Here is a 24,819-nt window from a genome sequence, read left to right on the forward strand (position 1 = left end):
TTTCGAGCCGCCCTTTTTTTTGCAATCGACAAAGCATTGTGATTCGTATTAAGTCACATAACGGATATATTTGTATCATGAATTAGTTACCAGACTCACAGTTCGCAGTGAAACAAACTGGCTGTTCTGGATAAGGTTTAGCCTCTTGCTAGTATCAAATCGAGAATCATACACCTGCAAGAGGATACAATGAAAAATACAAATCGTATGATCGTGAACTGTGTTGTGGCTTCCCTGACGCTGAGCTGGAGCATCGCTGCTCTGGCAAATACCGCCCCGACAGAGGTCAAGATCGTTCGCGATAACTACGGCATGCCGCATATTTACGCCGACGATACGTATCGTCTTTTTTACGGCTACGGTTACGTGGTGGCGCAGGATCGCCTGTTCCAGATGGAGATGGCGCGGCGCAGCACCCAGGGCACGGTGTCCGAGGTGCTCGGAAAATCCTTTGTGAGTTTTGATAAAGATATCCGCCAGAACTACTGGCCGGCCTCCATTCACGCGCAGATCGCCGCGCTGTCTACTGATGACAAAGCGATCCTGCAGGGCTATGCCGACGGGATGAATGCCTGGATTGATAAAGTGAACGCCGACCCTGGCAAGCTACTGCCCGCGCAGTTTGCCGAGTTTGGTTTTAAGCCCGGACACTGGCAGCCCTTTGATGTGGCGATGGTTTTTGTCGGTACCATGGCAAACCGCTTTTCTGACAGCACCAGCGAAATCGACAACCTGGCGCTGCTGACGGCGCTGAAAGATAAATATGGCGCGCAGAAAGGGATAGGGGTGTTTAACCAGCTGAAATGGCTGGTGAATCCGGCGGCACCGACTACGATCGCCGCCGGGGAAAGTCACTACCCGCTGAGCTTTGATCTCAAAAATACCCAAACCGCCGCGCTGCTCCCGCGCTACGATCTCCCCGCGCCGATGTTCGATCGCCCAGCCAAAGGCAACGACGGCGCGCTGCTGGCCCTCACCGCCGGGCAGAATCGGAAAGCGATCGCTGAACAGTTTGCCCGCAGCGGTGCCAACGGCCTGGCCGGGTATCCGACGACCAGCAACATGTGGGTGATTGGCAAGAAAAAGGCGCAGGACGCGAAAGCCATCATGGTCAACGGCCCGCAGTTTGGCTGGTACGCCCCGGCGTATACCTATGGCATCGGGCTGCATGGCGCAGGCTATGACGTCACCGGCAACACGCCGTTCGCCTATCCGGGGCTGGTGTTTGGCCACAACGGGCATATCTCATGGGGCGCGACGGCTGGGTTCGGCGACGATGTGGATATCTTTGCGGAGCAAATCTCGGATCAAAAACCAGGCGAGTATCTGCATAACGGCGAGTGGGTCAAAATGCTCAGTCGGCAGGAGACGATCGCCGTGAAAGACGGCCAGCCGGAGACCTTTACCGTCTGGCGAACTGTGCACGGGAACGTGATCAAAACCGATCCGGCGACCCACACCGCCTATGCCAAAGCGCGCGCCTGGGATGGGAAGGAGGTCGCGTCGCTGCTGGCGTGGACGCATCAGATGAAGGCCAAAGACTGGCCGAGCTGGACGGCGCAGGCGGCGAAGCAGGCCCTGACGATCAACTGGTACTACGCGGATGTCGACGGCAACATCGGCTACGTTCACGGTGGCGCGTACCCGAAACGCCAGCCTGGGCACGATCCGCGTCTGCCGGTGCCGGGCACCGGAAAGTGGGACTGGCAGGGGCTGCTGTCGTTTGATCTGAATCCGAAAGTCTATAACCCGCAGTCGGGGTATATCGCCAACTGGAACAACTCGCCGCAGAAAGATTATCCGGCGTCGGATCTGTTCGCCTTCTTGTGGGGCGGGGCGGATCGCGTCACGGAGATCACGCAGCTCATCGACAAACAGCCGACGCTGACCCACGAGCAGGCCTGGGATCTGATCCAGAAAACCAGCCGTCAGGATCTGAATCTGCGTCTGTTCCTGCCGACCCTGCAAAAAGCGACGGCGAGCTTGCCAGAGAGCGATCCTCGGGTGCAACTGGTGAGATCACTGGCGAGCTGGGACGGGCAAAACGTAATGAGTGAGGACGGGAAAACGTACCAGCAACCGGGGTCCGCCATTCTGAACGCCTGGCTGACCAGCATGCTGAAACGCACGGTGGTGGCTGCTGTTCCGGCACCGTTTAACACCTGGTATAGCGCCAGCGGATATGAAACGACGCAGGACGGGCCGACCGGCTCGCTGAATATCAGCGTTGGGGCCAAGATCCTGTTTGAAGCGCTGGAGGGGGAAAAATCGGCGATCCCGCAGGAAGTCGATCTGTTTGCAGGGCAGTCGCAGCAGGCGGTGGTCCTCGACGCTTTGCAGGATGCCTGGCAGACGCTCTCGACGCGCTACGGCACGAATATCAACACCTGGAATACGCCTGCGATGGCGCTGACCTTCCGCGCGAATAACTTCTTCGGCGTACCGCAGGCGGCGGCGAAAGAGGCGCGTCATCAGGCCGAGTATCAGAACCGGGGGACGGAAAATGACATGATTGTCTTCTCGCCGACATCCGGTAAAAGCCCGGTGCTGGCCTGGGATGTGGTCGCGCCCGGTCAAAGCGGATTTGTGGCACCGGACGGAACGCCGGATAAGCACTATGACGATCAGCTGAAAATGTACGAAAACTTTGGCCGGAAGCCGCTGTGGTTAACGCCGCAGGAGGTGAGTGCGAATCAGGAATCGCAGGAGATTTTGCAGGTCACCGTAAGTGACCCGCATTATGTCAGGTGAGGCTGATATGGCCCGAGTGCGTTTGCTGTCGGGTGGCGCTGCGCTTACCCGACCTACACAACGACAAAGCCATTGATATATCTGGATATTGTAGGCCGGGTAAGCGTAGCGCCACCCGGCAATCAATAACCTTAGAAGCTCACGCCGCCGCCGAAGTATGCGCCGTCAATCAGGGTGTGGTTTGGACGACCGTCTTTGCCGTCAACGCTCACGTGGCGGTAGCCGACTTTCAGCGTCACAGGTTTGACTGGAGTCCAGCTTACGCCGCCGTTGGCTTCAACGTAGTTTTTCACGCTGTTGTTCAGGCCGTTAGGGGCCACGTAACCTTCGCCGAAGACGTTGATGCTGTCAGTCAGGGCAACGTTCACACCGCCGCCGACCGGGAATGCGACGCCGTTATCGCCTTTTTTCGGGCCGAGGTAGATGGCTTTCGCACCGGCATTCAGCATCGCCGGGCCCACTTCCAGGTTGTAACCTGCGCCAACACCACCGGTCTGGGTGCCGTCGTCGGTATTTTTCAGCCAGTTACTTTCGGCATAAACACCGGAGGTGGATTTACCCATTTCGATATTTAAATTGGTGAAGTTCTTACCCTGCTCAATAGAAGCGCCCATTGCCAGAGCGGAGCCAGAAGTTACGGTCAGAACAGAAAGCAGAATGAAGTTAATCTTTTTCATGGTGTATTTCCTCGTCATCAAATTAATCTGAGGACACCTTAACAAGCGATGTTTACGACTGCAAATGTGACGTTACTCGCAGTTTTATGCTGGTTTTGTTAATTTTTGATGCGGCTGTTGTTGAGAGAAGGTTGGTTTGCCCTCGCGTCAATCATTAATCATTTCACGTTTAGACTTCGTTTTGTTTATCAGCTAAACGAAACCTGAATATCGCGGAAATAATGATGAGGAGTGAATTAATAAGGATTTTCATTATTTCAAAAAAGTTCTGAAAATGACGAAAAATTACATTTCTCGAATCGTTATTACGCAGGTTTTGCAGGAACCGCCCGGATAAAAGGGCGGTTTGGTGCGGGGATCAGCGTTTCAGTTCGGCAAAGGCCGCGCGGATCTCTTCTTCCGGGAGCTGAATCCCGATAAAGACCATGGTGCTGTGCGGCGTTTCGTCGCCCCACGGACGGTCCCAGTCGGCGCTGTACAGGCGTTGCACGCCCTGGAACAGCAGGCGGTTCGGCTCGCCGTCAATCCACAGCATCCCTTTGTAGCGCAGCAGTTTGTCGGCAAACGACAGCAGCAGGTTTTCCATTACGCGGGAGACATCGCTGATATCCACCGGGTAATTCAGCTCGACGACGATCGAGGTCACGTCGTTTTGTTTGTCGCCGATGAAATGGAAGCGCGGCTTCGAGGTGATGTTCTCTTCCAGCATAAAGCCGTTGGTGTTGAACAGCTGCGCGAGATCGATATCACCGTGGATGACCGTGTAGATCGGCGCGCGGGCGTTGATGCGCGTCAGGCGCTCACGCAGTTTTTCGCAGTCCCCGGCCACATCGGTTTTGGTCAGCAGGATGCGGTCCGCGTAGCCAATCTGCGACTGGGCGATGGTGAACTGGTTCATTTGCTCGTCGGCGTGGACCGCATCGACCAGGGCAATCACGCCGTCCAGCAGATAGCGCTGGCAGAGAATGTCGTGGGAGAAAAAGGTCTGGATGATCGGACCGGGGTCGGCCATGCCGGTGCATTCGATCACCAGACGGTCAAATTCGATGTCGCCGCGATCGCGGCTGTCGAGCAGATCCAGCAGGGCATCTTCCAGCTCGCTGGAGCGGGTGCAGCAGATGCAGCCGTTGGTCAGGGTTTTGATCTGGGTGGCACGATCGCCAATCAGCTGATCGTCGACGGAGACTTCGCCGAATTCGTTTTCAATGACGGCGATTTTAAAGCCGTGCTGTTCGTTGAGGATGTGGCGCAGCAGGGTGGTTTTGCCCGCGCCGAGAAAGCCGGTTAACAGGGTGACTGCAATAGGGGTCATGTTCTCTCCTTTAGCAACAGCGTACGCCGCTTTTGCCATCGCCGCCGTAGCGCGCTTGCTGGCGCTCGCGGAAGAATTCTTTGTAGGTCATGTACGGTTTATCCGGATGGTTGGTCTGCATATGTTCAACGTAGTTGTCATAGTCCGGAATACCAATCAGCATTTTCGCCGCCTGACCGAGGTATTTTTTTGCTTCGCCTAAGTTACCAAACATTGTGCCATCCAGATAGAAAAAGCCCGGTGGCGCGCAGCGATCCGGGTCTACAGGTTCTGTGTAGGGCGGGTAAGCGTAGCGCCACCCGCCAGGGTTTTAGTGGTGCGAAGAGGTCTTCACGCCGCCTTCCGGAACCGGAACGTACGGGGTTTCTTTATCCGTACGGCCTTCGGCGTTACGCACATTCATCCAGGTTTTGATGCCGTAGAAGATGATGCTGTAGACCACGACCAGGAACAGAATACTCAAACCGGCGTTGGTGTAGTTGTTCACCACGATATGGTTCATGTTGGCAATCTGCTGTGCGGTCAGGTCGCCGCCGCCCGCGGCGATTTTCGCCTTGTACTGGTTAGCCATAAACAGGAAGCCTTCCAGCTGCGGGTTGGTGCTGAACAGTTTCAGGCCCAGCGCCCAGGTGGTGCACAGCAGCAGCCACAGCGCAGGAACCACCGTCACCCAGATGTATTTGGTGCGTTTCATCTTCACCAGCACCACGGTACCGAGCACCAGCGCGACGGCTGCGAGCATCTGGTTAGAGATACCGAACAGCGGCCACAGGCTCTTCACGCCGCCGAGTGGGTCGACGACGCCCTGATACAGCAGGTAGCCCCACAGACCGACACAGCCTGCGGTGCCCAGCACGCCCGCCACCAGAGAGTCGGTTTTCTTCAGGAACGGCACGAAGTTACCGAGCAAATCTTGCAGCATGAAGCGGCCTGCACGGGTACCGGCGTCCAGCGCGGTCAGGATGAACAGCGCTTCGAACAGAATACCGAAGTGGTACCAGAAGCCCATGTCCGCCCACGGCAGCACTTTGTGGAACACGTGTGCGATACCGACGGCCAGGGTTGGTGCGCCACCCGCACGGTTCAGAATCGACGGCTCGCCGATGTCTTTCGCGGTCTGCATGATCTGCTCAGGCGAGATCACGAAGCCCCAGGAGCTGACGGTCGCCGCCGCATGAGCGCTGGCGTCTTTCAGCTGGGCCATGATCAGCGCCGCGTTGTCGCCACCCATCTCATGCAGGTTTGGCATGGTGATGCCAAGGCCCGCCGGCGGGGTGTTCATCGCGAAGTACAGACCTGGCTCGATGATGGACGCGGCCACCAGGGCCATGATCGCCACGAAGGATTCCATCAGCATTGCGCCGTAACCGATAAAGCGGGCGTCGGTTTCGTTCGCCATCAGCTTCGGCGTGGTGCCGGAGGCGATCAGGGCGTGGAAGCCAGAGACGGCGCCACAGGCGATGGTGATAAACAGGAACGGGAACAGCGCGCCTTTCCACAGTGGACCGGTACCGTCAATGTACTGGGTCACGGCTGGCATTTTCAGTTCCGGGTTGATGATCACGATACCGATCGCCAGACCGACAATCACACCGATTTTCAGGAACGTCGCCAGGTAGTCACGCGGGGCCAGAATCAGCCACACTGGCAGCAGCGCAGAGATAAACGCGTAGCCAATCAGGGCGAAGGTAATGGTGGTGTCTTTAAAGGTCAGCGCCGGGCCCCAGTACGGGTCGTGCGCAATGATGCCGCCGAAGTAGATGGAAGCGACCAACAGCACGATACCAATCACCGACACTTCACCGACGCGGCCCGGACGGATAAAGCGCATGTAGATACCCATGAACAGCGCAATCGGTACGGTCGAGCAGACGGTGAACACACCCCACGGGCTTTCGGCCAGGGCTTTCACCACGATCAGCGCCAGCACAGCAAGGATGATGATCATGATCAGGAAGCAGCCGAACAGGGCAATGGTGCCCGGCACGCGGCCCATCTCTTCTTTGATCATCTCACCCAGAGAAGCACCGTTACGGCGGGTCGAGATGAACAGCACCATGAAGTCCTGCACCGCACCCGCCAGCACCACGCCCGCGAGCAGCCACAGGGTGCCAGGCAGATAGCCCATCTGCGCGGCAAGCACCGGCCCAACCAGCGGACCAGCACCGGCGATCGCGGCAAAGTGGTGACCAAACAGCACGTAGCGGTTGGTAGGCACGTAGTTCAGGCCGTCATTGTTAATGACCGCCGGAGTGGAACGCGTCGGGTCGAGTTTCATGACCTTCTGCGCGATGTAAAGACTGTAGTAGCGGTACGCTACCAGATAGACGGAAACCGACGCGACCACGATCCACAGGGCGCTGACGTGTTCGCCCCGGCGTAATGCGACAACCGCCAGACAGAAAGCACCGAGGATCCCGAGGAGCGCCCAGGGTACGTGCTTAAGTAGTTTTTTCGTATCCATAGTTAGACCTGGTTTTTTTAACTGGAAAAAGGGCCTGAGTTCATTTTGAGGAGGTATTGATTAATGCTGTGGCGATCTTGCCAGATCGTCGCGCGTGTAAAGGACGGTAAATGGGTGAGTGGTTGATTGCTGTGGGTAAGCGGTCAAAGGCTGGGGCGAGTGGTTCAGGCTCGCCGCCAGCGGGCTGGTTTATGTGATTGAGATCACACTGATTATTCGAGCACCTCGGCAGGCGCGGTGGTCATGTAGCCTTCGAGGGTCTCAAAGAGTTTGTCCCGCAGCCACTGTGGCTCCAGCACCTGAATGTTCGGCAGCCAGTAGAAGATCAGCGGCAGGATCTGATTCTCGTGCGCCGCCTGGCAGCGGATCGTCACACCGTCGTCGCTTTCCGCAATTACCTCCTGGTCCGGGAGCAGGTCCCGGCGGGTGAAGTAGTGCGAAATAATATTGTTGGTAAATATTTTCACTTCGAAAGTATCTTCGCTCACCCAGGGGTCGAGATTCTTCTCAAGTAATTCTGCCGTATCGGCATCCGGCGTGAAGGTCTCTTTTTGAATATCCAGCCAGTTTATCTGACTTAATGAAAACGATTTCAGCCTGCCATTTTCCGTAGCTTGTAAATACCATATATTTTTTTTGTTAATTAATTTGTACGGATTAATCAGGCGCGTTTTGTCTTTATAAACCATCTGGCAGACGTGCCGCTCTTTTATCGATTTCTCAATCGCCGTCAGATGGCGACGAATATCATTCTGAACCGTGTGTTCGGCGTCGTTGCTGAGGATCAGAATATGGTTCTCTTCGACGCGCGCCTCCAGACTCTGCCAGAAGGCGGTGCCGCGGTCAGGAAAATAGTTATCCGCATTCAATAGGTTAGCGACGGCGTTGTGCAGCCCCTGGCCGCTGGCGTTTTGCTGGGCGTGAATCAGACGATACAGGCCATTTCCCGTGTGCTGAACAATGGGGGCGAGAGCATTGAGATCGCGATATACCGTGCGTTCGGTAATTTTAAATTTATGCATCAAGTCGCGACGGTTAACCACACCGTTTAAATGCAGCTCCATAAGAATATCGACGAGTCGTTCAGCCGAGCGGCTGCGGGCTGGAGTTGTCATATTATATTCCCGTTTAGTGCGGTGAAAATCTCTGCAGAATAAGGATCTCACTGACAGAATATGTCAGTGGAACAGAGATAAAATTTATCTTATGGAATATATAACGGCGCGATTTAGGATAAACATTAATAGTTTTTTGCGAAATCCTCCGTAAATGTTCAAATCATCAACACGATTTTCGTAAAGTTTTCTCTAACCAGGCCGAAAATTCTGTTATCTGTCTGATGGAAAGAGAAAACATGTTAAATCGTATCAAGATTGTCACCAGCTTGTTGCTGGTTTTGGCTATTTTCGGCCTGTTACAACTGACATCCGGTGGACTTTTCTTCAATGCCCTGAAGCATGACAAAGAAAACTTCACTGTCCTACAAACTATTCGCCAGCAACAATCCACGCTTAACGGCAGCTGGGTCGCGTTGCTGCAAACCCGTAATACCCTGAACCGCGCGGGTATCCGTTACATGATGGATCAGAGCAACATCGGCAGCGGCGCCACCGTTGCGGAACTGATGCAGATTGCGTCCGCTTCCCTGAAGCAGGCGGAGAAAAACTGGGCTGATTACGAAGCACTGCCGCGCGATCCGCGTCAGAGCGACGCTGCCGCTCTGGAGATCAAGCGCAACTACGATATCTATCACGGTGCGCTGGCCGAGCTTATCCAGCTGCTGGGCGCGGGCAAAATCAACGACTTCTTCGATCAGCCGACCCAGAGCTATCAGGATGGTTTTGAGAAGCAGTACGTGAATTACCTGCAGCAGAACGATCATCTGTATCAGACTGCCGTGGACGACAGCAACAGCTCGTACACTCAGGCGATCTGGGTGCTGATCAGCGTGCTGATCGCGGTGCTGGTGGTGATCGTCGGCGTCTGGCTGGGTATCAAGCAGTCCCTGATCTCCCCGCTGAATCGTCTGATCGACAGCATTCGTCATATCGCCAGCGGCGATCTGGTGAAGCGTATTGACGTCGAAGGCACCAATGAGATGGGCCAGCTGGCGGACACTCTGCGTCACATGCAGAGCGAGCTGGTGAGCACCGTTGGCGATGTGCGTAACGGCGCGAATGCGATCTACAGCGGCGCGAGCGAAATCTCTGTCGGCAACAACGATCTCTCTTCCCGTACCGAGCAGCAGGCGGCTTCTCTGGAAGAGACGGCTGCCAGCATGGAAGAGCTGACCGCGACCGTGAAGCAGAACGCCGAAAACGCCCGCCAGGCGAGCAATCTGGCGCTGAGCGCGTCCGAGACCGCGCAGAAGGGCGGGAAAGTGGTGGATAACGTGGTGCAAACCATGCGTGACATCGCGGGCAGTTCGCAGAAAATCGCTGACATCATCAGCGTGATCGACGGGATTGCCTTCCAGACTAACATCCTGGCGCTGAACGCCGCCGTCGAAGCAGCACGCGCGGGCGAGCAGGGCCGTGGTTTTGCGGTGGTGGCAGGTGAAGTGCGTAACCTGGCGCAGCGTAGCGCCCAGGCGGCACGCGAAATCAAGAGCCTGATCGAAGACTCCGTGGGCCGCGTCGAGCTGGGGTCAACCCTGGTCGAAAGCGCTGGCGAAACCATGGGCGAAATCGTGAATGCGGTGACCCGCGTGACCGACATTATGGGCGAAATCGCCTCTGCGTCTGATGAGCAGAGCCGCGGTATCGACCAGGTGGGTCTGGCGGTTGCAGAGATGGACCGCGTGACGCAGCAGAACGCCTCGCTGGTGGAAGAGTCCGCTGCGGCAGCCGCCGCGCTGGAAGAGCAGGCGAGCCGTCTGACGCAGGCGGTGGCGGTGTTCCGCATTCAGCAGGAGCAGCAGAAATCACGCGATAACGGCGGGTTGAAAACGCCGGTGGTGACGGCGAAGGGGCGTAAAGCCGCTGCCGCGACGACCGCGTCCAGTGAGAACTGGGAAACCTTCTGATGTAAAAAAAGCGCCCTGTTCAGGAAGGGCGCTTGAGTCGTCTGTTATGTTGCCGGGTGGCGGAAATGCGTGGTCCTTTGTAGGCCCGGTAAGCGCAGCGCCACCGGGCGTTTTTAGGCCGCACAATCGTTTGTTGCCGGGTGGCGGCTTCGCCTTACCCGGCCTACAAGTTTATACGCCGGTCTGAACCACCTTCATTTCAACCATCCCAATCCCCAGCTTGCGCGGTGAATGCCCGAGAATATTGCCCTCGTTCGTCGACTGCGGGTCTGGCGGCACAATCACGACCGTATTGCTGCGCGACGGGTTCTCGAAATGCAGCGTCGTAGTCGTAACATCGTTGCCGAGGGTGATGGTCTGCTCTTTGTCGCCGATGCGCACCGGGATCGGTTTGTTGGCGTTCGGGCCAAAGGCTTTGGCGGTGATCACCAGATCGAACTTCTCCGGCAGCGGCTGGGCGTATTCGATTTTCACCTCGTCGCCAAGCTGCGCGTTAGACCAGCGTCCCCAGGATTCCGGGCGTGAAATACCGCTAAACTGCTTCACCTCTTCCGGCGCACCCGCCACGTTAAACACGAAGCTGTCCGCCTTGTAGCGAATATCGTTATCCACCACTTTCAGCAGATCCACGTTGCGCTGATAGCGGTCGGTATTGATCACCGTATCCTTGAACGCGGTTTTGCCTTTCCACTGATCTTTATCGACGCGCTGGACGGTTTGTTCGCCGCCGAGCTGACCCTGGGAGACGCACCAGTCTGTGGAAAGCGACAGCGGCTGAGACCACAGCTGGCCCATCTTGTAGCAGCGGTCAACCCAGACGAAGTTATCGCGCGGGGCGAAGTCGGCCAGCTGGAAGCGCAGCGGCGCGGAGTATTCACTCTCCGGCAGCGGTTCGACGCGGTTATCCGATACGCGCAGGAGCAGCGGCAGGCGGAAATGGCTGCCCGAGAAGGCAATCATGTTTTTCTGCTGGTCGATGGTGAAATCTTTCATCTCTTTCGGGAAGTTCCACAGGCGGATCACGTCCGGTTTCCACGCCAGAATCTTCTCTTTCATGTTGAGGAACACTTCGGAGAGGGACTGGCCGGAGAGCGTGCTGCGTCCCAGCCCGATGAAGTTATCGCCGCCCAGAATATCCAGCACCGTCGCGCCGTTATCCATGGTGTTGCGTTTGGTGGCGATGACCTCCTGCTGAGGCTGGTCGCCGCGCATCACGAAGAACAGGTTGCTGCGATCCTGTTTGTTCAGCTCGTCCCAGGCGGTGTTTTTCATCGCCAGATGGTCGGAAGAAACCACGATCACCGTGTTTTTGAAATACGGCGAGGCTTTGATTTTATTGATAAACGCGGCGATATGTTCCTGGCTACAGGTCACGGCGCTGAACGACTGATTGGTCTTGCCGTTGATGTCATACTTTTTGCGCTCGCAGGTGCGCGAGATAAAGCCGTCCGGGTGATGCGTATCGACGGTTAAGGCGAAGAGCGAGAAGCGTTTGCCGGATTTGGACAGCTCCTCGAATTTCTTCCAGGTTTCGTCCAGCACCGTGTCGTCGTAAAAGCCCCAGTCATTGCGGTAGGACGGGTCCGGAACCGTGGTTTTCAGCTCTTCTGCGCCATAGAGATGGTCGAAGCCGTGGGATTTCAGGAACACGTCTTTCCCGGCAAAACGCAGGTTGGCCCCCTGCATAAAGTAGTTTTCGTAGCCGGAGTTTTTCAGGATGTCGCCGAGGCAGATATTCTGCGGGAAGAAGCTCGACATCGACGCCGAGGCGTTACCCTCGAACGGCGCGAACAGCGGGATGCCGCACTGGGAGGCGACCATCCCGGCGATGGTGTAATCGGTGCCCGGCAGCTGCGACGTGTGGCTGAAATCCAGCCCTTCGTCTTTCAGCGGGCCGAGATCCGGCGTCAGATTCGGGAAGGCATCGTTATCGAAATAGGTGCGCTCCAGACTTTCGCCGTAGATATAAACCAGGTTCAGTTTCGGGTTAACGATGGTTTTCGACGGTTCTTTGTAATATGCCGTGAAATCTGGATCGCCGTCGCGGGACTGGGATTTCACCAGCTCGGTGATCTGATGGAACGCTGGGCTGGCATCAACGGAGCCGAGCGCCAGCACCAGAGCCAGCAGGCTGTAACCCATATGATGCGGAAGATGACGGCGACGGCGCAACACCCAGCCGAGGGTGCCAAACACCGCAACCAGCGCCAGCACCAGTCCGGTACCAGGAAGTATGTACTTACTAACTCCTGCGCCCGTCAGGCTGTTGGTGAGCGTATAGAGCACGGCGTCGTTGATACCGTCACCGGTAAAGTAATCGCTGGCGTACAGGGTAATGTTCAAAACAATAAAAATCCCCAACACCAGTAACGTGGCAATAAACCACCAGGTGTTGCGACCCGCTTTCCAGGCATAGATGCCAATGGAAGCCAGGAACAGGGCAAGGGAAATAAACTCTGACAACAGCTTATCCTCAATAGCGCCAGTCACTTAGCTGGCTAACTGATTATTTTTTGGTTAATACAATTTAATGGCGAAGTCACATAGCTGCAATTCTAGTGTCACTAAAATGTGCTGTTGTTAGGATTTGGTTTAGAAAGTAGAAATTTTGATCGCCGTCGCATCGCGTTATACGGGTGCTGAGACGTAAGAAGATGAGCAAAAAACGAGTCTGACGCCGCGTTGCCAGATTAACCTAACAAACGCGGCCTGTTGTGGCAGAAAAAGGGATGGATCAGGAGAGGAAATTAACGCCTTGTTTCAGCACCAGATCGCAGGCTTTGGTTTTCACCTGCTTCGCCAGCGCGGAGTCGCCGAGGGTGCTCAGGTTCAGCTGCTGGCCGTCTTTGGCATTCAGCAGGCCCTGGATCCCGTCCATGTAGTTGGTGTCTTGTTTCTGCTCTTGCGTATCCAGGCCCAGCTTATCGAGAACTTGGTTTTTGATGTTCTGGGTGTCAGTGACCGAGGCCAGCTTCTGTTTCGCGCAATAGCCCAGAATACCCGCCGCGTTGTTCATGGTGCCCGCGCTCAGGCTCTGATTGCTGCCGCCTAACAGGCTGGTGAGAGACGATGCGGACAGACCGCCGTTCTGGGAACTACCGCTGCTTTTGCTCAGCTCGTTGGCTGCGCTGGACAAAGAGTCTTGCCATGACGCCGCGTGGGCGGCACCGGTGAGCAGAACGACGCTGAATGCTGTGCTGAGAAGAATATGCTTTTTCATAAAATGAACTCAAAAGTGGCCCGTTTTGGGCTGGAAGTGGCTTCAGTATATACCCGCGCAAGGCGCGCCATTCCTGGAAATATCCTAATACTCTTTGCCGGTGACGCGATCGCGGTAGCTGTCCCAGGTGAAGTTCACCCACAGGCTGTTGCCGAGGCGCATACGGTCCATCACGCGCTCGCCCAGCAGCCTGGTCATATCTTCTGCTTTATGGTTGGTGAGCATACCGGTCGGGCGCTTCGACGAGGAGCGACGGTCAACGATCTGGTTGATGATCACTTTTTCGTAGCGGGATTCGGTCTGGACGCCGATTTCGTCGATCACCAGCAGATCGACATGGCTCAGATCGTTCAGCAGCTGCTCTTCCGTGGTTTCGCGATTGCTGAAAGTATCTTTCATCGCCGACATGATGTCCGCGACGGTAATGATTAATACCGATTTCCCGCGCAGCAGCAGTTCGTTGCAGATCGCCGCTGCGAGGTGGTTTTTGCCGGTGCCCGGTTTGCCGCTGAAGATAAAGCTGGCGATGCTGCCGTCAAACTCTTCGACATACTGGCGCGCTTTGGCGAGGGCCATCATCTGGCCGTCGTTTTCGACGCGATAATTATCGAAGGAGCAGTTCTGGTGCAGCGGACGAATGCCCGAGCGGTTAAAAGTGCGCTGCATTTTCATGGCGCGGTTTTCGCGCGTCAGGGCTTCGGAGCGCATTTTTCCCTGCTCTTTTTGCCAGGCCAGCAGCTCCTCGCCCGAGGTGAAGGCGGGCTTCACGTTGGCAGGCATCATTTTTTGCAGACGTTTCATCAGGTCGCCGACGTTTTTCATATCATCCTCTGAATCCTGGTGGGATCTGATTATCGGGTTCGGAAATCGTGTTGATATCCCGCTTAGGCTGGCCGCCGTTGCTGGCGCGGTTGATCTGCATGCTGCGGGCGAGTTTTTGCTGCCACTGCACATGATGGAATACTTTGCCTTCGGCCTGCCAGTAAGCGATAAACGCCGCCAGCTCTTCCGGCGTCGCGGGCTGCGTCAGGGCGATGCCCCACAGGGCGGCCTGACGCTGGAAATCCGCGTCCGGCTGCCAGCCAGCGTACATCGCAAATTTGCCCATCGGGACGGCAACCGGCGCGCTGGTCGGCTCTTCAAAGAATTGGGTGTCTAAGGTGACGTCGCTGGCCGGGCGCGACAGACGCGCCTCAATATCCAGAAGCTGGGCCAGGCGTTCAGGCGTGATCGCGTAAAACGCAGGCGCGTTGTCGGCAAACACGGCAAGGGTGCCGCCATCGGCTTTGGCTAAGACGCCACGAGGATCGCGCACAAAGGCATCGATACCGGCGACGCTGGTGGTCAGGAGTCTGGATGACATAACAACTTTCTCTACTGGAATACGACGTCGTGATATGGGGTCATAGTAGCACAGAGAGAAGGGGGGACGGAGGGGGATTTCCCCGGTGGCGCTGCGCTTACCGGGGCTACCTGAGCAGGCCTGATAAGCGCAGCGCCATCCGGCAATAATTACGCGATGATGTTGAGGGTCACATCAATATTGCCGCGGGTGGCGTTGGAGTACGGGCAAACGATGTGCGCCGCGTCGACCAGTTTTTTGGCTTCCGCTTCGTCCATGCCTGGCACGTGGATGTTCAGTTTGGCTTCGATGCCAAAACCGGTCGGCAATGGACCGATACCCACTTCGCCTTCGATAAACGCGTCTTTTGGCAGGGCGATTTTGTCACGGGCAGAGACAAACTTCATCGCGCCCAGGAAGCAGGCAGAGTAACCCGCTGCGAACAGCTGCTCTGGGTTAGTGACGTCGCCGCCCATGCCGCCCATCTCTTTCGGTACGCCCAGTTTGACGTCCAGGACGCCATCGGAAGAGGTCGCACGGCCATCACGGCCTCCGGTGGCTTTGGCTTTGGCGGTATAAACAACTTTTTCTAAAGACATGGCAGGTTCCTCATCTTACGGTTATGCGTGCTATTAAATAGTGCACGATATATATGGGTAAACAGAATCTAATTAACTATAGCCTCAGGCGCGATGGAGCTGCTGACGCAGTTGCTCGAGCTGCTGCTTGAGCGCGAGCATGGAATCCGCATCGCACTGCGCGGCACAGCCGACGGCCTCAGGGATATTTTTTGCCTGCTGCTGGAGCGCGCGACCGTCGTCTGTCAGCGTGACAGCGACCTGGCGCTCATCCTGGCGCGAGCGCTGACGGACAAGCAAACCGGCACTTTCCATGCGTTTCAGCAGCGGGGTGAGCGTGGCGGAATCCAGGAACAGACGCTCGCCAATCTCCGACACCGTGATGTCATCCTGCTCCCACAAAATCAGCATCACCAGATACTGCGGGTAGGTCAGGTTAAGCGGTGCCAGCAGTTGCCGGTACAGCTTATTGAGCGCCAGGTTTGCCGAGTAGAGGGCAAAACAGAGCTGGTTATCCAGCATCAGCGCAGCGGTGGTGTCGTTCGTATTCGCGTTCATGAAGTGAATATAGGTAGTGCGCGATTTAATTGCAAGCGATTTTAAGGACAGGTGTAGCGAAGGGCCACCTGCACCGCCATTTTGCGATAGTGCTGGCGCTGGGCTTGCTCATCGGCACCGTCTTCAAACAGCAGGGTGAAAGTGTAGCTGTTGGCGACGTAATGAAAACTGAAGCTGCTGATCAGGCGGTGCAGATCGCGCGCATCAACGGTCTGGTTAAACAGCTGCTTCTCTTTACCGCGCTGCAGAATCGCTTCCAGCAGTTCGAGCGCGCTGCGGTTAACCTGACGCAGGTAGCTGGATTGCTGCATAAAGCGGCCGCGCTGCATGTTCTCCATGCAGATGATGCGAATGTAATCCGGGTGATCGGCGTGATAGTCGAAGGTCGCTTCCACCAGATGGACCAGCGCTTCGACGGGCGGAAGCCCTGACAGGCTAAGCTGCTTTTCGCTGGCGCGGATCTGGGTGTAGACGTACTCCAGCGTCTGGAGATAGAGGTTCTCTTTGTTTTTATAGTGATAAACCACCATGCGTTTGGTGGTGCCAGCTTTCTCGGCAATCTGCTCCATGCGCGCGCCGTTCAGACCGTATTCGGCAAACAGGGTAATCGCGCTCTGAAAAATTTTGTCCTTCAGGCTGGAATCATCATGGTGGTCGGGGAATTCGCTGCCAGGGTTAGCCACTGCCACTCCTTACATCGCCAAACAGAATGCAGGGATTATCGCCATGGCAGCGGGATAACACAAATTCAAACGCGCGGACGCTTTCTGTAGAGCCACAAACCGGGGATCGACAGGCCGATGGAGAGCGCGCCGACGATGGACGAGGCTTTGAGGAAATTGCTTAACAGCAGGATCATCTGCGGTTCGCTGTAGCCGAAGTGGCTGATCTTCACCGCCGAGATCATCGCCGTATAGGCGGAGATTCCGGGGAACATCGGGATCACCGCCGCCACGGTAAAGACTTTCGGATGGGCCAGATACCAGCGCGACCACTGAATGCCGATACTGCCGACGAGCATTGACGCCATGAATGTTGACCACTCGATGTTAAACCCGGCGGTCATCATCACCATCCGTGAGCCGTGGCCGATCGCGCCGAGCAGCGCACACCAGGGCAGGGCGCGATGCGGCACGTTGAAGACCATCGCAAAACCGACGGCGGGAATGGCGGCCAGCGCCATGTCTTGCGCCAGTGCCAGTAAAAACTCGATTATGCCCATCCGCGCAGCCCCCAGAGTGTCATCGCCATCACCACGCCGATACAGGTGGCGAGGGTGAGTAAACTGGCAATCGCCCAGCGCGCCAGGCCTGTGTTGATGTGCCCTTTGAACATGTCGGCAACGGCGTTTATCAGCGGGAAGCCGGGGACCAGCAGCAGGACGCTGGCCGCCATGGCGATGGTCGGTGTGTTGACGAAAACGGGCAGGCGTAGCAGTAGGCCGGAAACCGTCGTGGCGACAAACGCGGCGATGCAAAAATTGATCTGCGGATGCATGTGGCGCTGCGTCAGCAACTGGCGCACATACATGGCGACGGCGCTGGCGAAAAAGGTCACCACGGCACCGTCCCATCCGCCGTTATTTAGTTTGCAAAAACAGGCGCAGGAGAGCCCGACCATGACCACTACCAGCCAGCGCGGATAGCGCAGCGGCTTGATTTGGTTAAATCGTTTCTCCACGGAGGCCTGGTCCAGAAGCTTATGTTCGGCCATGATCACGATGTGCTGCACTTCCGTCACCACGTGCATATTGATGCCGCGATCCTGATTTTTACGGGTGGACGTCAGGCACTGCCCATCTTTAATGGTGGTCAGCACGATAGCGTTTGAGGAGATCGAACTCTCGACGCTGTCCATCCCCAGCGCCAGGCCCAGACGTGTGGACAGCTCTTCAACGAGGGCGCTTTCCGCACCGTGTTGCAATAAAAAAAGGCCGCACTGGATGCATAGTCGCGTGGCGGCGCGTTGTGACGACTGATCTGCCTGCATTTGTTGCCCTGAAAATGAGAACTGCCAGATTGCCCCTGAATGTTTACTTTTAGCACAAACCGCGGCCCGTCTGGCTCTGGGTCAGATCAACATTTGTGCAATCAGTTGGGGCGAGGGGATCCCACGGCGTTTTTATTTATTTTATGAATGCCAATCTATTAAATATATAATTTATTAATTTAGTTTATTCTCATTAATATTTTACGCATTGAGTATTATGTTATGCTGTTTTTTGTACTATATTATTCGCTGCTTTAGTGTTTTCTGGATTATAATTGTTCCTGTTAATATAACCTGTACTAATTAATTCAGCGTCGGGATGACACCTGCTTTAGCGCTATGTATTCGTATTAAATGCCATAAAATTAAATCAAGAATGGATTCGGAGGGTCTATGTCACCTGTAAAAGGAAAGTTTGGGATCGTTATAAGTAAAATTCCGGTAATGCAAACCGGTCTCGTTGGCGTGATGACTAATCATTTTCCTGAATATGATGTGGTCTCTAGCCGCTCTCAGGATGAGCTGACATTACAGCAGCTAAATCGCGCCTCTGTGGTGGTTGCGGATATTTCAGGGGATTACGTCGACCCACGCGGCGCACTTGAACACTATTATTTATTATTGAGCCAATATCGGGATATCCACTGGATATTTTTGGTCTCGCGCGCCCTGTACCCCCTTGCCGTTGAGTTCCTGGTGCGCCCTGAAAGCACTCTCCTTTCCGATATGGAGCCGATTGAAGGCGTCGTCAATGCCATCCGGGCGGGCAGTGAATATTCAGACCGGATAAGCCAGGCATTGTTATCACCTGACCCGCGAAACGGTGGCGAAGAGTATAAAGCCTCGATAATGCTGACTCTCTCGGAGCGTAAAGTGTTACGTCTTCTGGGTAAAGGCTGGGGAATTAACCAAATCGCGACGTTATTGAAAAAAAGCAATAAAACCGTCAGTGCTCAAAAGAATAGCGCAATGCGTCGGTTATCACTGCACGGTAATGCGGAAATGTACGCCTGGATCAACAGCACGCAGGGAATGAGAGAGCTGAATTTAATCTCAGCCTATGGAGAGCAAAAGGAATGGAAACAAATGCCTCAGGAAGAGATATTGCTGTCGTAGACCAATGCTCAATGAGCGCCGCAGGGCTTGAACACCTTTTTGCCCTCGCGCCATTAAGCCAATATCAACTTCATCTGTTTAAAGATTTCGCTAGTTTTAAAACGGCTTTTTCACAAACCCCTTTTTTCTCAGTGATCTATTCGCTCTCAGATGCGCGAGAAGAACGAAGAAACTGTCTGATTTCTCTGCGTGAACTGGCTTATTCACACAGTGAGATACAGCGTATTATCCTGGCGGCAGACGACGCTGAGGCAAGGCTGATTGGTCAGCTGTCGCCTTCTCGTCTGCACGGGATTATCAGTAAATCGGCATCGCTGGCGGAGCTGCAAAATCAGCTTGCCACCCTGCTCAGTGAAACGGGTAGTGTCAATAACAACGAGTTCGTCCACTGGCACGGGAGCCATTGCAGAATGCTCAGCCCAACAGAGCGGGCCATTTTGCGGTATCTGGCGGCGGGCTTTTCGATACCTGAAATCGCGGAGCAGCTTGCGCGTAATATCAAAACCGTTCGCGCTCACAAATATAATGCGATGATCAAACTTGGGGTGAATTCTGACGTCGGTCTTCTGGATGCGGCGGACATTCTGGGGCATCTGCCGATGCGCGAGCCGCAGCTACGGGCTGCGTCATAGCCTGTATCTGCGCCAGAGGGATCTGGCGCAACGATCAAATGCAGACATCTACCCATTTCGCCGACGTCAGCTCTGCCATTCTCTCTGGCGCGATGCGTACGGCGCTGTGGATGGAGCCCGCGGCAGGCAGCACTTCCTCATATTGTTTTAGTGATATGTCGCAGTAAACGGCCAGAGGATTCTCCAGGCCAAAGGGGCAGACTCCGCCGACAGGGTGTCCGGTGAGTGTCACCACTTCATCACTGCATAACATCCGCGCTTTCGCGCCAAACACGCTTTTCAGTTTTTTGTTGTCCAGGCGTGCATCGCCTTTGGCGACAACCAGTACCACTTCATTTTTGACCTTCAGTGATAAGGTTTTCGCTATCTGTCCCGGCTCGACGTGATGAGCGGCCGCGGCCAGCGCAACCGTTGCGGTGCTTTGGCTAAGCTCGATGACATCAATATCCGGGGCATTGTCAGCAAAAAATTGTCGTACAGACTGCAAACTCATTGTTATCTCCTGACAAATATCCTGCGTAATCTGTCATAAGAAATTATGCTCTGTAAATATCTCTTAGGTAACAAATATCCTGTTCACCCGATTTCTGGATCGCCTTCACATTCACGGAAACCGGTTACAGTAACCGGTTGCAGAGTGCACGGGAGAGATTAATACTGACGATGTAACTTCCCCTGTATCCCATAATAAGAGTCGATTATGAAACCAATCAGTCCGAGCTGTACCGCTGGTAAACGAACTGGCAAGGTGGTGACACTGATATGTGGAACACCGTGTGGCGCGTTTGCGTCCAAACTGAACGTCTGACAGGAGAGCCACAATGTCTGCCAACCATGCTGCGTTTAATCTTATTTTCCGATTCGTTGAAAACTATGTCAGTCCCGTCGCCGGGCGCATCTCATCCCAGCGTCACGTGATGGCAATTCGCGACGGATTTATTTCCGCGATGCCATTTATGATTGTCGGATCATTCTTGCTTGTGTTTGCTTATCCGCCTTTCTCGCCGGACACCACCTGGGGCTTTGCCCGCGCGTGGCTGGATATGGCGAAACAGTTTGAAGGTCAGATCCTCACACCTTTCGATATGACCATGGGCATCATGTCGATTTACATCTGTGCGGCGATTGCCTACAACCTGGGCAAGCATTACGTTAAGTCGCATCAGCTCGACCCGTTCATGTGCGCGATGCTGTCGCTGATGGCGTTTTTGCTGGTGGCTGCACCGAAAACTAAAAGGGCGATGCCGGTTGATAGCCTGGGCGGAACGGGGATCTTTACCGCGATTCTGGTGGCGGTCTACTGCGTGGAAATGATGCGTTTCCTGAAGGCGCATAACATTGGTATTCGTCTCCCGGACCAGGTTCCACCGATGATCAAAAACTCCTTTGATCTGCTGATTCCGGTGCTGGTCGTGGTGCTGACGCTCTATCCGCTGAGCCTGTTTATTCAGTCCCAGTTCGACATGCTGATCCCTCAGGCGATCATGTCCATCTTCAAACCGCTGGTCTCTGCGGCTGATTCTCTGCCTGCTATCCTGCTGGCGGTGCTGATCGGCCACCTGCTGTGGTTTGCCGGGATCCACGGCGCGGCGATTGTCTCAGGCATGCTGCAGATGTTCTGGCTGACCAACCTGGGGATGAACCAGACTGCACTGGCGCAGGGCGCGCCGCTGCCGCATATATTTATGGAAGCGTTCTGGACCTTCTTCATCGTCATCGGTGGCTCTGGCGCCACGATGGGGCTGGTGATCTGCTATCTGCGCAGCCGTTCCGCGCACCTGCGCTCCATTGGCCGTTTGAGCGTGGTGCCAAGCTTCTTCAACATTAACGAACCGGTGATCTTCGGTACGCCGATCGTCATGAACCCGGTGTTCTTCATTCCGTTCCTGCTGGCACCGATGGTCAACGCCGTGCTCGCATGGGCTGCCATGAAGCTGGATCTGATTGGACGCGTGATTTCAGTGGTGCCGTGGACCGCTCCGGCTCCGGTTGGGGCTGCGTGGGCGCTGGGCTGGGACTTCCGTGCGGCGGTGCTGGTGATTCTGCTGGCGCTGGTCTCAGCTATCATCTACTACCCGTTCTTCAAAGTGTACGAGAAGCAGCTTCTGGAGCAGGAAGCTGAAGAAGCACAGCGTGCGGAAGAGGATAGTCAGCAGGTGGCCTAGGTAAAAGCAAAACGGCAACGCAAGTTGCCGTTTTTAGTGTTTGCCCCCTCTCCCTGTGGGAGAGGGGACTCCAGTTATTTCAGCGTGCAATCCCCACACTGCTGCACATCTGGCAGGCGATAGCGCTGACAGCAGGTGCGACGCACCAGCAGCCCGTCGCGCGGCACAACGGTGCGGAACAGCGGGTTATCCTGACCATTTGAGAGCTGTTTGGCAAAGAAGCAGGACTGGCGCAGAGCATCGACGGTCTCATCACCCAGCACCGCTTTCATCTCCGTCAGATACCAGTGAATCAAATACCCGGTATTACTCCAGATAAGCTTGCCATTAATCTCTCCGGTCTCCTCCAGCGCATTCACCACCGGAATGAGTGCCTGCGTCACCAGCGTTTCCATCCGCTCCTGCGCGGACAGCACCGTGGCATTCCTGTCTTCATGCACGTCAATCCAGAAACAGGCGGCACGGCCGGTCTCATGAAATTCGACAAAGAAATGTTCCGGGGAAAGATCCAGCGCCGCGTCCTGGGTTAGCAGGGCGATCATCAGCGGCGGCACCATCAGGCCGATATACCACTGCGCCCACAGGGAGAGTAGCGGTTTGTTTTCCCGCGCGAGGTTGGGCTGGTTACGATAAATATGGTCGGAATAGACTGCTAACAAGGACTGCATTTCCGCCGGGCGACGCCACTGGTCGAGCGTCATCGCCTGGTGCGGATGCGCTTCATCCAGCTTGATGAAATCCAGCAGGTAGGCGCGATGCTCGGCGATGGTTTCCCGTACGGAATCCGCAAGCGTCGTACGCCCGGCTGAGAGCGGGGCTCGCCAGAGGATAGGATCAACGATTTGCGCGGAACGTGTGGCCATAGGGAATCAGGATAGGAATCTAAATGATAATGATTGCCAATCCTAGCTATAGAGTAAACCGATCGCAAGCCTTTTGTCAGCAAAGCGAGATGCGGGGCTTATCCTGCCTGCAGCTCAGGGCTAAAGAGGATATTGTTGCGTCCCATGTGCTTGGCTTCGTACAGCGCTTTATCGGCTTTTTCGAGCGCCCCTTCGATATCTTCTGACTCATAAATCGCGATGCCGATGCTGATGGTGACGTTTGTCGCCACGCTCTCATTAAACATATGGGGGATTTTCAGGTCGTAGACCTTCTGGCGAATGCGCTCTGCGGTCTGGCGCGCCTGATCGAGCGTGACGCTGGTCAGCAGCACCATAAACTCTTCTCCGCCAAAGCGGGCGACGATATCCCTTGAACGTACCGCGTCGCGGATCCCGGCGGAAACCCGAATCAGCGCCTGGTCGCCCATCATATGGCCATAGTGATCGTTGTAGGCTTTGAAATGGTCGATATCGAGCAGCAGGACGAAGTGCTCGCCATGTTCCAGCGTCGGGAGGTTCTCCAGCCGGTTCTGCAGGCCGCGGCGGTTATACAGACCGGTGAGTGGGTCCATCATACTCAGATCGTTCAGCGTTTCTCGCTCCTCAAGCAGCCGGTAGAGCAGGTCCTGGGCAAAGCGGTCGTTACGCTTTTGAATGACGTGATGGATCGCAATCCCAATCATCGGCAGGGCGAGAGAGTAGACGATGCGCGGCCAGTGTTCAGGAGGGCTAAACCACAGACAAACGAGAAACGTCGGCAGAGAATGAATGGTAAACGCCTTGATATCACTGGCGAATGCCAGCGAGCCAATAAACAACACGCTCAGCAACGCCACCAGAAGAAAGGTGAACGGATCCTGCGTGATATGCATAAATTTCCAGGCAATATGCCAGGCCCAGATGCCACCAAAGATGAGTGAAATCAGCGGAATATTGATCTGTCGGGTTTTGTTTTTCCAGTGCCAGATGAGTAGCGACAGGCTGAGCGTGAAAATGAGCGCGACGGGCAGGGTGAGCGTATGCACGGTGTACAGCGGATTCAGCACAGTGAAAAGCGCTGACACGGTGTTCAGGAACAAAAATAAACGTAAAGATAACTGATATTTCTTGTGACGTAATGAACGCCAGGATTGTGCTGTCATGTCGGTATTTTTTTAGTAATGCTGAATTAAATCAAACTAATGGCTGCCGATGTGAGTCAAAAACTGCGAAATTATCAGGGGCTAAATTATCAGAAAATTATTATAAATAGTTAACAGGTGTGCAATTTATCACCTTACACATTTCCTGTCATTACGGGAAAGGTAAAGGTTGACGGATTGTGTTGGCCAATGCTGACAAATGAGAAAACCTATCATATGATATTGGTTATCATTATCGCATTGAGAGAGAAAAACATGTTGAGCAAGGCGCTGGGAAGTGGATGGGGTGTGCTGCTGCCGGGGATCGTTATTGCCGGGCTGACATTCGCCGATCTCTCATTGGACGTCTGGAAAGCGATTATTGTCTCGGGACTTTTGGTCACATCAGGAATGATTTGGCACAAACAGCTACGGCATTTCGTCTTGCTGCCATCATGCGTTGCGTTAATCAGTGGAATGCTGGTGATAATGATGAGTTTGAAATAACAGGGAGAAGCAGAGAGAAATCAGGGAGGAGATAAGATAAGTGGTGCGAAGAGGGGGACTTGAACCCCCACGTCCGTAAGAACACTAACACCTGAAGCTAGCGCGTCTACCAATTCCGCCACCTTCGCACTGTTATCTTATTCTTTTTGATATTGCCTCGTTGGTGCGAGGGGGGGGACTTGAACCCCCACGTCCGTTAAGACACTAACACCTGAAGCTAGCGCGTCTACCAATTCCGCCACCGTCGCCCGGTGAGAACAATATCAAACATGGTTTGTGGTGCGAGGGGAGGGACTTGAACCCTCACGTCCGTAAAGACACTAACACCTGAAGCTAGCGCGTCTACCAATTCCGCCACCGTCGCATACCATCAATACTTAAAAAGTATCGCAACCACGGAGGCGCATTCTAGATGTTTTCAGCTTTCCGTCAACAGATAATTGCCCAGGATGTTTTGATTGCTGCAAAAATGGGCATT

General features: G+C 55.0%; 23 protein-coding genes and 3 tRNA genes. 6 read left to right on the forward strand and 20 right to left on the reverse strand.

Annotated features, from left to right (window positions below; genetic code table 11):
* The first annotated feature begins 189 nt into the window (after window positions 1-189).
* Complete coding sequence (locus tag AC3WS9_RS03265) at window positions 190-2,751, forward strand: penicillin G acylase (RefSeq protein ID WP_492486698.1); 2,562 nt, start codon at window positions 190-192, stop codon at window positions 2,749-2,751.
* Window positions 2,752-2,882: 131 nt separating this feature from the next.
* Here the strand turns inward: AC3WS9_RS03265 and AC3WS9_RS03270 are convergent, their stop codons facing one another.
* The 5 genes from AC3WS9_RS03270 to AC3WS9_RS03290 form a co-directional block, all read right to left on the reverse strand.
* Window positions 2,883-3,428, reverse strand: coding sequence for a YfaZ family outer membrane protein (locus AC3WS9_RS03270; protein WP_282493438.1), 546 nt, complete (start codon window positions 3,426-3,428; stop codon window positions 2,883-2,885).
* A gap of 358 nt (window positions 3,429-3,786) precedes the next feature.
* On the reverse strand, window positions 3,787-4,740 hold the full coding sequence (gene yjiA / locus AC3WS9_RS03275; protein ID WP_492486700.1) for a GTPase: 954 nt from the start codon (window positions 4,738-4,740) through the stop codon (window positions 3,787-3,789).
* A 10-nt stretch (window positions 4,741-4,750) separates the two neighbouring features.
* Entirely contained in the window at window positions 4,751-4,954 is a 204-nt protein-coding gene (locus AC3WS9_RS03280) for a YbdD/YjiX family protein (RefSeq protein WP_282493440.1), read from the reverse strand.
* 96 nt (window positions 4,955-5,050) lie between these two features.
* A complete protein-coding gene (locus AC3WS9_RS03285) occupies window positions 5,051-7,204 on the reverse strand; it encodes a carbon starvation CstA family protein (protein ID WP_095280643.1) in 2,154 nt (717 codons plus the stop codon).
* A 212-nt stretch (window positions 7,205-7,416) separates the two neighbouring features.
* A complete protein-coding gene (locus AC3WS9_RS03290) occupies window positions 7,417-8,319 on the reverse strand; it encodes a helix-turn-helix transcriptional regulator (RefSeq protein WP_285145584.1) in 903 nt (300 codons plus the stop codon).
* A gap of 239 nt (window positions 8,320-8,558) precedes the next feature.
* Between AC3WS9_RS03290 and tsr the strand changes: the two genes are divergently transcribed.
* Window positions 8,559-10,229 carry a methyl-accepting chemotaxis protein gene (gene tsr / locus AC3WS9_RS03295; RefSeq protein ID WP_285145583.1) on the forward strand — a complete coding sequence of 557 codons (1,671 nt, stop codon included), beginning with the start codon at window positions 8,559-8,561 and terminating at the stop codon, window positions 10,227-10,229.
* A gap of 171 nt (window positions 10,230-10,400) precedes the next feature.
* On the opposite strand, the gene opgB is transcribed toward tsr, so the two are convergent.
* The 9 genes from opgB to AC3WS9_RS03340 form a co-directional block, all read right to left on the reverse strand.
* Window positions 10,401-12,692, reverse strand: coding sequence for a phosphatidylglycerol--membrane-oligosaccharide glycerophosphotransferase (opgB, locus tag AC3WS9_RS03300; protein ID WP_492486703.1), 2,292 nt, complete (start codon window positions 12,690-12,692; stop codon window positions 10,401-10,403).
* Window positions 12,693-12,963: 271 nt separating this feature from the next.
* Complete coding sequence (locus tag AC3WS9_RS03305; RefSeq protein WP_095280647.1) at window positions 12,964-13,449, reverse strand: YjjA family protein; 486 nt, start codon at window positions 13,447-13,449, stop codon at window positions 12,964-12,966.
* Window positions 13,450-13,533: 84 nt separating this feature from the next.
* A complete protein-coding gene (gene dnaC / locus AC3WS9_RS03310; protein WP_282493445.1) occupies window positions 13,534-14,271 on the reverse strand; it encodes a replicative helicase loader DnaC in 738 nt (245 codons plus the stop codon).
* Window position 14,272: 1 nt separating this feature from the next.
* Window positions 14,273-14,812 carry a primosomal protein DnaT gene (gene dnaT, locus AC3WS9_RS03315; protein WP_282493446.1) on the reverse strand — a complete coding sequence of 180 codons (540 nt, stop codon included), beginning with the start codon at window positions 14,810-14,812 and terminating at the stop codon, window positions 14,273-14,275.
* A 149-nt stretch (window positions 14,813-14,961) separates the two neighbouring features.
* Window positions 14,962-15,390, reverse strand: a complete 429-nt coding sequence (locus tag AC3WS9_RS03320; protein WP_492486706.1) for an organic hydroperoxide resistance protein — start codon at window positions 15,388-15,390, stop codon at window positions 14,962-14,964.
* An 84-nt stretch (window positions 15,391-15,474) separates the two neighbouring features.
* Window positions 15,475-15,927 carry a MarR family winged helix-turn-helix transcriptional regulator gene (locus AC3WS9_RS03325; protein WP_492486708.1) on the reverse strand — a complete coding sequence of 151 codons (453 nt, stop codon included), beginning with the start codon at window positions 15,925-15,927 and terminating at the stop codon, window positions 15,475-15,477.
* A gap of 41 nt (window positions 15,928-15,968) precedes the next feature.
* Window positions 15,969-16,610, reverse strand: a complete 642-nt coding sequence (locus AC3WS9_RS03330) for a TetR/AcrR family transcriptional regulator (protein WP_282493448.1) — start codon at window positions 16,608-16,610, stop codon at window positions 15,969-15,971.
* Window positions 16,611-16,675: 65 nt separating this feature from the next.
* Window positions 16,676-17,149, reverse strand: a complete 474-nt coding sequence (locus AC3WS9_RS03335; RefSeq protein WP_282493449.1) for a threonine/serine exporter — start codon at window positions 17,147-17,149, stop codon at window positions 16,676-16,678.
* The gene (locus tag AC3WS9_RS03340; RefSeq protein WP_492486711.1) at window positions 17,140-17,916 is read right to left on the reverse strand and encodes a threonine/serine exporter family protein; all 777 of its coding nucleotides are present in this window, start codon (window positions 17,914-17,916) and stop codon (window positions 17,140-17,142) included. The genes AC3WS9_RS03335 and AC3WS9_RS03340 overlap by 10 nt, the downstream gene beginning before the upstream one ends.
* 393 nt (window positions 17,917-18,309) lie before the next feature.
* On the opposite strand from AC3WS9_RS03340, the gene AC3WS9_RS03345 reads away from it, so the two are divergent.
* On the forward strand, window positions 18,310-19,032 hold the full coding sequence (locus AC3WS9_RS03345) for a helix-turn-helix transcriptional regulator (protein WP_282493451.1): 723 nt from the start codon (window positions 18,310-18,312) through the stop codon (window positions 19,030-19,032).
* 11 nt (window positions 19,033-19,043) lie between these two features.
* A complete protein-coding gene (bglJ, locus tag AC3WS9_RS03350) occupies window positions 19,044-19,664 on the forward strand; it encodes a DNA-binding transcriptional activator BglJ (RefSeq protein WP_492490297.1) in 621 nt (206 codons plus the stop codon).
* 34 nt (window positions 19,665-19,698) lie between these two features.
* Here the strand turns inward: bglJ and AC3WS9_RS03355 are convergent, their stop codons facing one another.
* Complete coding sequence (locus tag AC3WS9_RS03355) at window positions 19,699-20,157, reverse strand: YbaK/EbsC family protein (protein ID WP_282493452.1); 459 nt, start codon at window positions 20,155-20,157, stop codon at window positions 19,699-19,701.
* A gap of 328 nt (window positions 20,158-20,485) precedes the next feature.
* Between AC3WS9_RS03355 and AC3WS9_RS03360 the strand changes: the two genes are divergently transcribed.
* Window positions 20,486-21,829 carry a PTS sugar transporter subunit IIC gene (locus tag AC3WS9_RS03360; RefSeq protein ID WP_492486714.1) on the forward strand — a complete coding sequence of 448 codons (1,344 nt, stop codon included), beginning with the start codon at window positions 20,486-20,488 and terminating at the stop codon, window positions 21,827-21,829.
* Between the two features lie 74 nt (window positions 21,830-21,903).
* Here AC3WS9_RS03360 and fhuF read toward each other — a convergent pair whose 3' ends face one another.
* Window positions 21,904-22,692 carry a siderophore-iron reductase FhuF gene (gene fhuF / locus AC3WS9_RS03365; RefSeq protein WP_282493453.1) on the reverse strand — a complete coding sequence of 263 codons (789 nt, stop codon included), beginning with the start codon at window positions 22,690-22,692 and terminating at the stop codon, window positions 21,904-21,906.
* Between the two features lie 98 nt (window positions 22,693-22,790).
* Window positions 22,791-23,855, reverse strand: a complete 1,065-nt coding sequence (locus tag AC3WS9_RS03370) for a GGDEF domain-containing protein (RefSeq protein ID WP_492486716.1) — start codon at window positions 23,853-23,855, stop codon at window positions 22,791-22,793.
* Window positions 23,856-24,071: 216 nt separating this feature from the next.
* Here AC3WS9_RS03370 and AC3WS9_RS03375 point away from each other — a divergent pair, with 216 nt between their 5' ends.
* On the forward strand, window positions 24,072-24,341 hold the full coding sequence (locus AC3WS9_RS03375) for a DUF1435 domain-containing protein (protein ID WP_100780767.1): 270 nt from the start codon (window positions 24,072-24,074) through the stop codon (window positions 24,339-24,341).
* A gap of 41 nt (window positions 24,342-24,382) precedes the next feature.
* On the opposite strand, the gene AC3WS9_RS03380 is transcribed toward AC3WS9_RS03375, so the two are convergent.
* The 3 genes from AC3WS9_RS03380 to AC3WS9_RS03390 all read right to left on the reverse strand — a co-directional run bounded on the left by AC3WS9_RS03380 (window position 24,383) and on the right by AC3WS9_RS03390 (window position 24,705).
* Window positions 24,383-24,469 (reverse strand) — tRNA-Leu (locus AC3WS9_RS03380).
* Window positions 24,470-24,502: 33 nt separating this feature from the next.
* A tRNA-Leu gene (locus AC3WS9_RS03385) sits at window positions 24,503-24,589 on the reverse strand.
* Window positions 24,590-24,618: 29 nt separating this feature from the next.
* Window positions 24,619-24,705, reverse strand: a tRNA-Leu gene (locus AC3WS9_RS03390).
* Window positions 24,706-24,819: the final 114 nt, after the last annotated feature.

Source organism: Lelliottia sp. EB106-05-01-XG201, assembly GCF_058791735.1.

Bases quoted from the DNA above. Each gene is read 5' to 3' on its own strand.
- AC3WS9_RS03265 (WP_492486698.1), top strand. From the start codon at position 190: ATGAAAAATACAAATCGTATGATCGTGAACTGTGTTGTGGCTTCCCTG.
- AC3WS9_RS03270 (WP_282493438.1), bottom strand. From the start codon at position 3,428: ATGAAAAAGATTAACTTCATTCTGCTTTCTGTTCTGACCGTAACTTCT.
- yjiA (WP_492486700.1), bottom strand. From the start codon at position 4,740: ATGACCCCTATTGCAGTCACCCTGTTAACCGGCTTTCTCGGCGCGGGC.
- AC3WS9_RS03280 (WP_282493440.1), bottom strand. From the start codon at position 4,954: ATGTTTGGTAACTTAGGCGAAGCAAAAAAATACCTCGGTCAGGCGGCG.
- AC3WS9_RS03285 (WP_095280643.1), bottom strand. From the start codon at position 7,204: ATGGATACGAAAAAACTACTTAAGCACGTACCCTGGGCGCTCCTCGGG.
- AC3WS9_RS03290 (WP_285145584.1), bottom strand. From the start codon at position 8,319: ATGACAACTCCAGCCCGCAGCCGCTCGGCTGAACGACTCGTCGATATT.
- tsr (WP_285145583.1), top strand. From the start codon at position 8,559: ATGTTAAATCGTATCAAGATTGTCACCAGCTTGTTGCTGGTTTTGGCT.
- AC3WS9_RS03305 (WP_095280647.1), bottom strand. From the start codon at position 13,449: ATGAAAAAGCATATTCTTCTCAGCACAGCATTCAGCGTCGTTCTGCTC.
- dnaC (WP_282493445.1), bottom strand. From the start codon at position 14,271: ATGAAAAACGTCGGCGACCTGATGAAACGTCTGCAAAAAATGATGCCT.
- dnaT (WP_282493446.1), bottom strand. From the start codon at position 14,812: ATGTCATCCAGACTCCTGACCACCAGCGTCGCCGGTATCGATGCCTTT.
- AC3WS9_RS03320 (WP_492486706.1), bottom strand. From the start codon at position 15,390: ATGTCTTTAGAAAAAGTTGTTTATACCGCCAAAGCCAAAGCCACCGGA.
- AC3WS9_RS03325 (WP_492486708.1), bottom strand. From the start codon at position 15,927: ATGAACGCGAATACGAACGACACCACCGCTGCGCTGATGCTGGATAAC.
- AC3WS9_RS03335 (WP_282493449.1), bottom strand. From the start codon at position 17,149: ATGGGCATAATCGAGTTTTTACTGGCACTGGCGCAAGACATGGCGCTG.
- AC3WS9_RS03340 (WP_492486711.1), bottom strand. From the start codon at position 17,916: ATGCAGGCAGATCAGTCGTCACAACGCGCCGCCACGCGACTATGCATC.
- AC3WS9_RS03345 (WP_282493451.1), top strand. From the start codon at position 18,310: ATGTCACCTGTAAAAGGAAAGTTTGGGATCGTTATAAGTAAAATTCCG.
- bglJ (WP_492490297.1), top strand. From the start codon at position 19,044: ATGAGCGCCGCAGGGCTTGAACACCTTTTTGCCCTCGCGCCATTAAGC.
- AC3WS9_RS03355 (WP_282493452.1), bottom strand. From the start codon at position 20,157: ATGAGTTTGCAGTCTGTACGACAATTTTTTGCTGACAATGCCCCGGAT.
- AC3WS9_RS03360 (WP_492486714.1), top strand. From the start codon at position 20,486: ATGTCTGCCAACCATGCTGCGTTTAATCTTATTTTCCGATTCGTTGAA.
- fhuF (WP_282493453.1), bottom strand. From the start codon at position 22,692: ATGGCCACACGTTCCGCGCAAATCGTTGATCCTATCCTCTGGCGAGCC.
- AC3WS9_RS03370 (WP_492486716.1), bottom strand. From the start codon at position 23,855: ATGACAGCACAATCCTGGCGTTCATTACGTCACAAGAAATATCAGTTA.
- AC3WS9_RS03375 (WP_100780767.1), top strand. From the start codon at position 24,072: ATGATATTGGTTATCATTATCGCATTGAGAGAGAAAAACATGTTGAGC.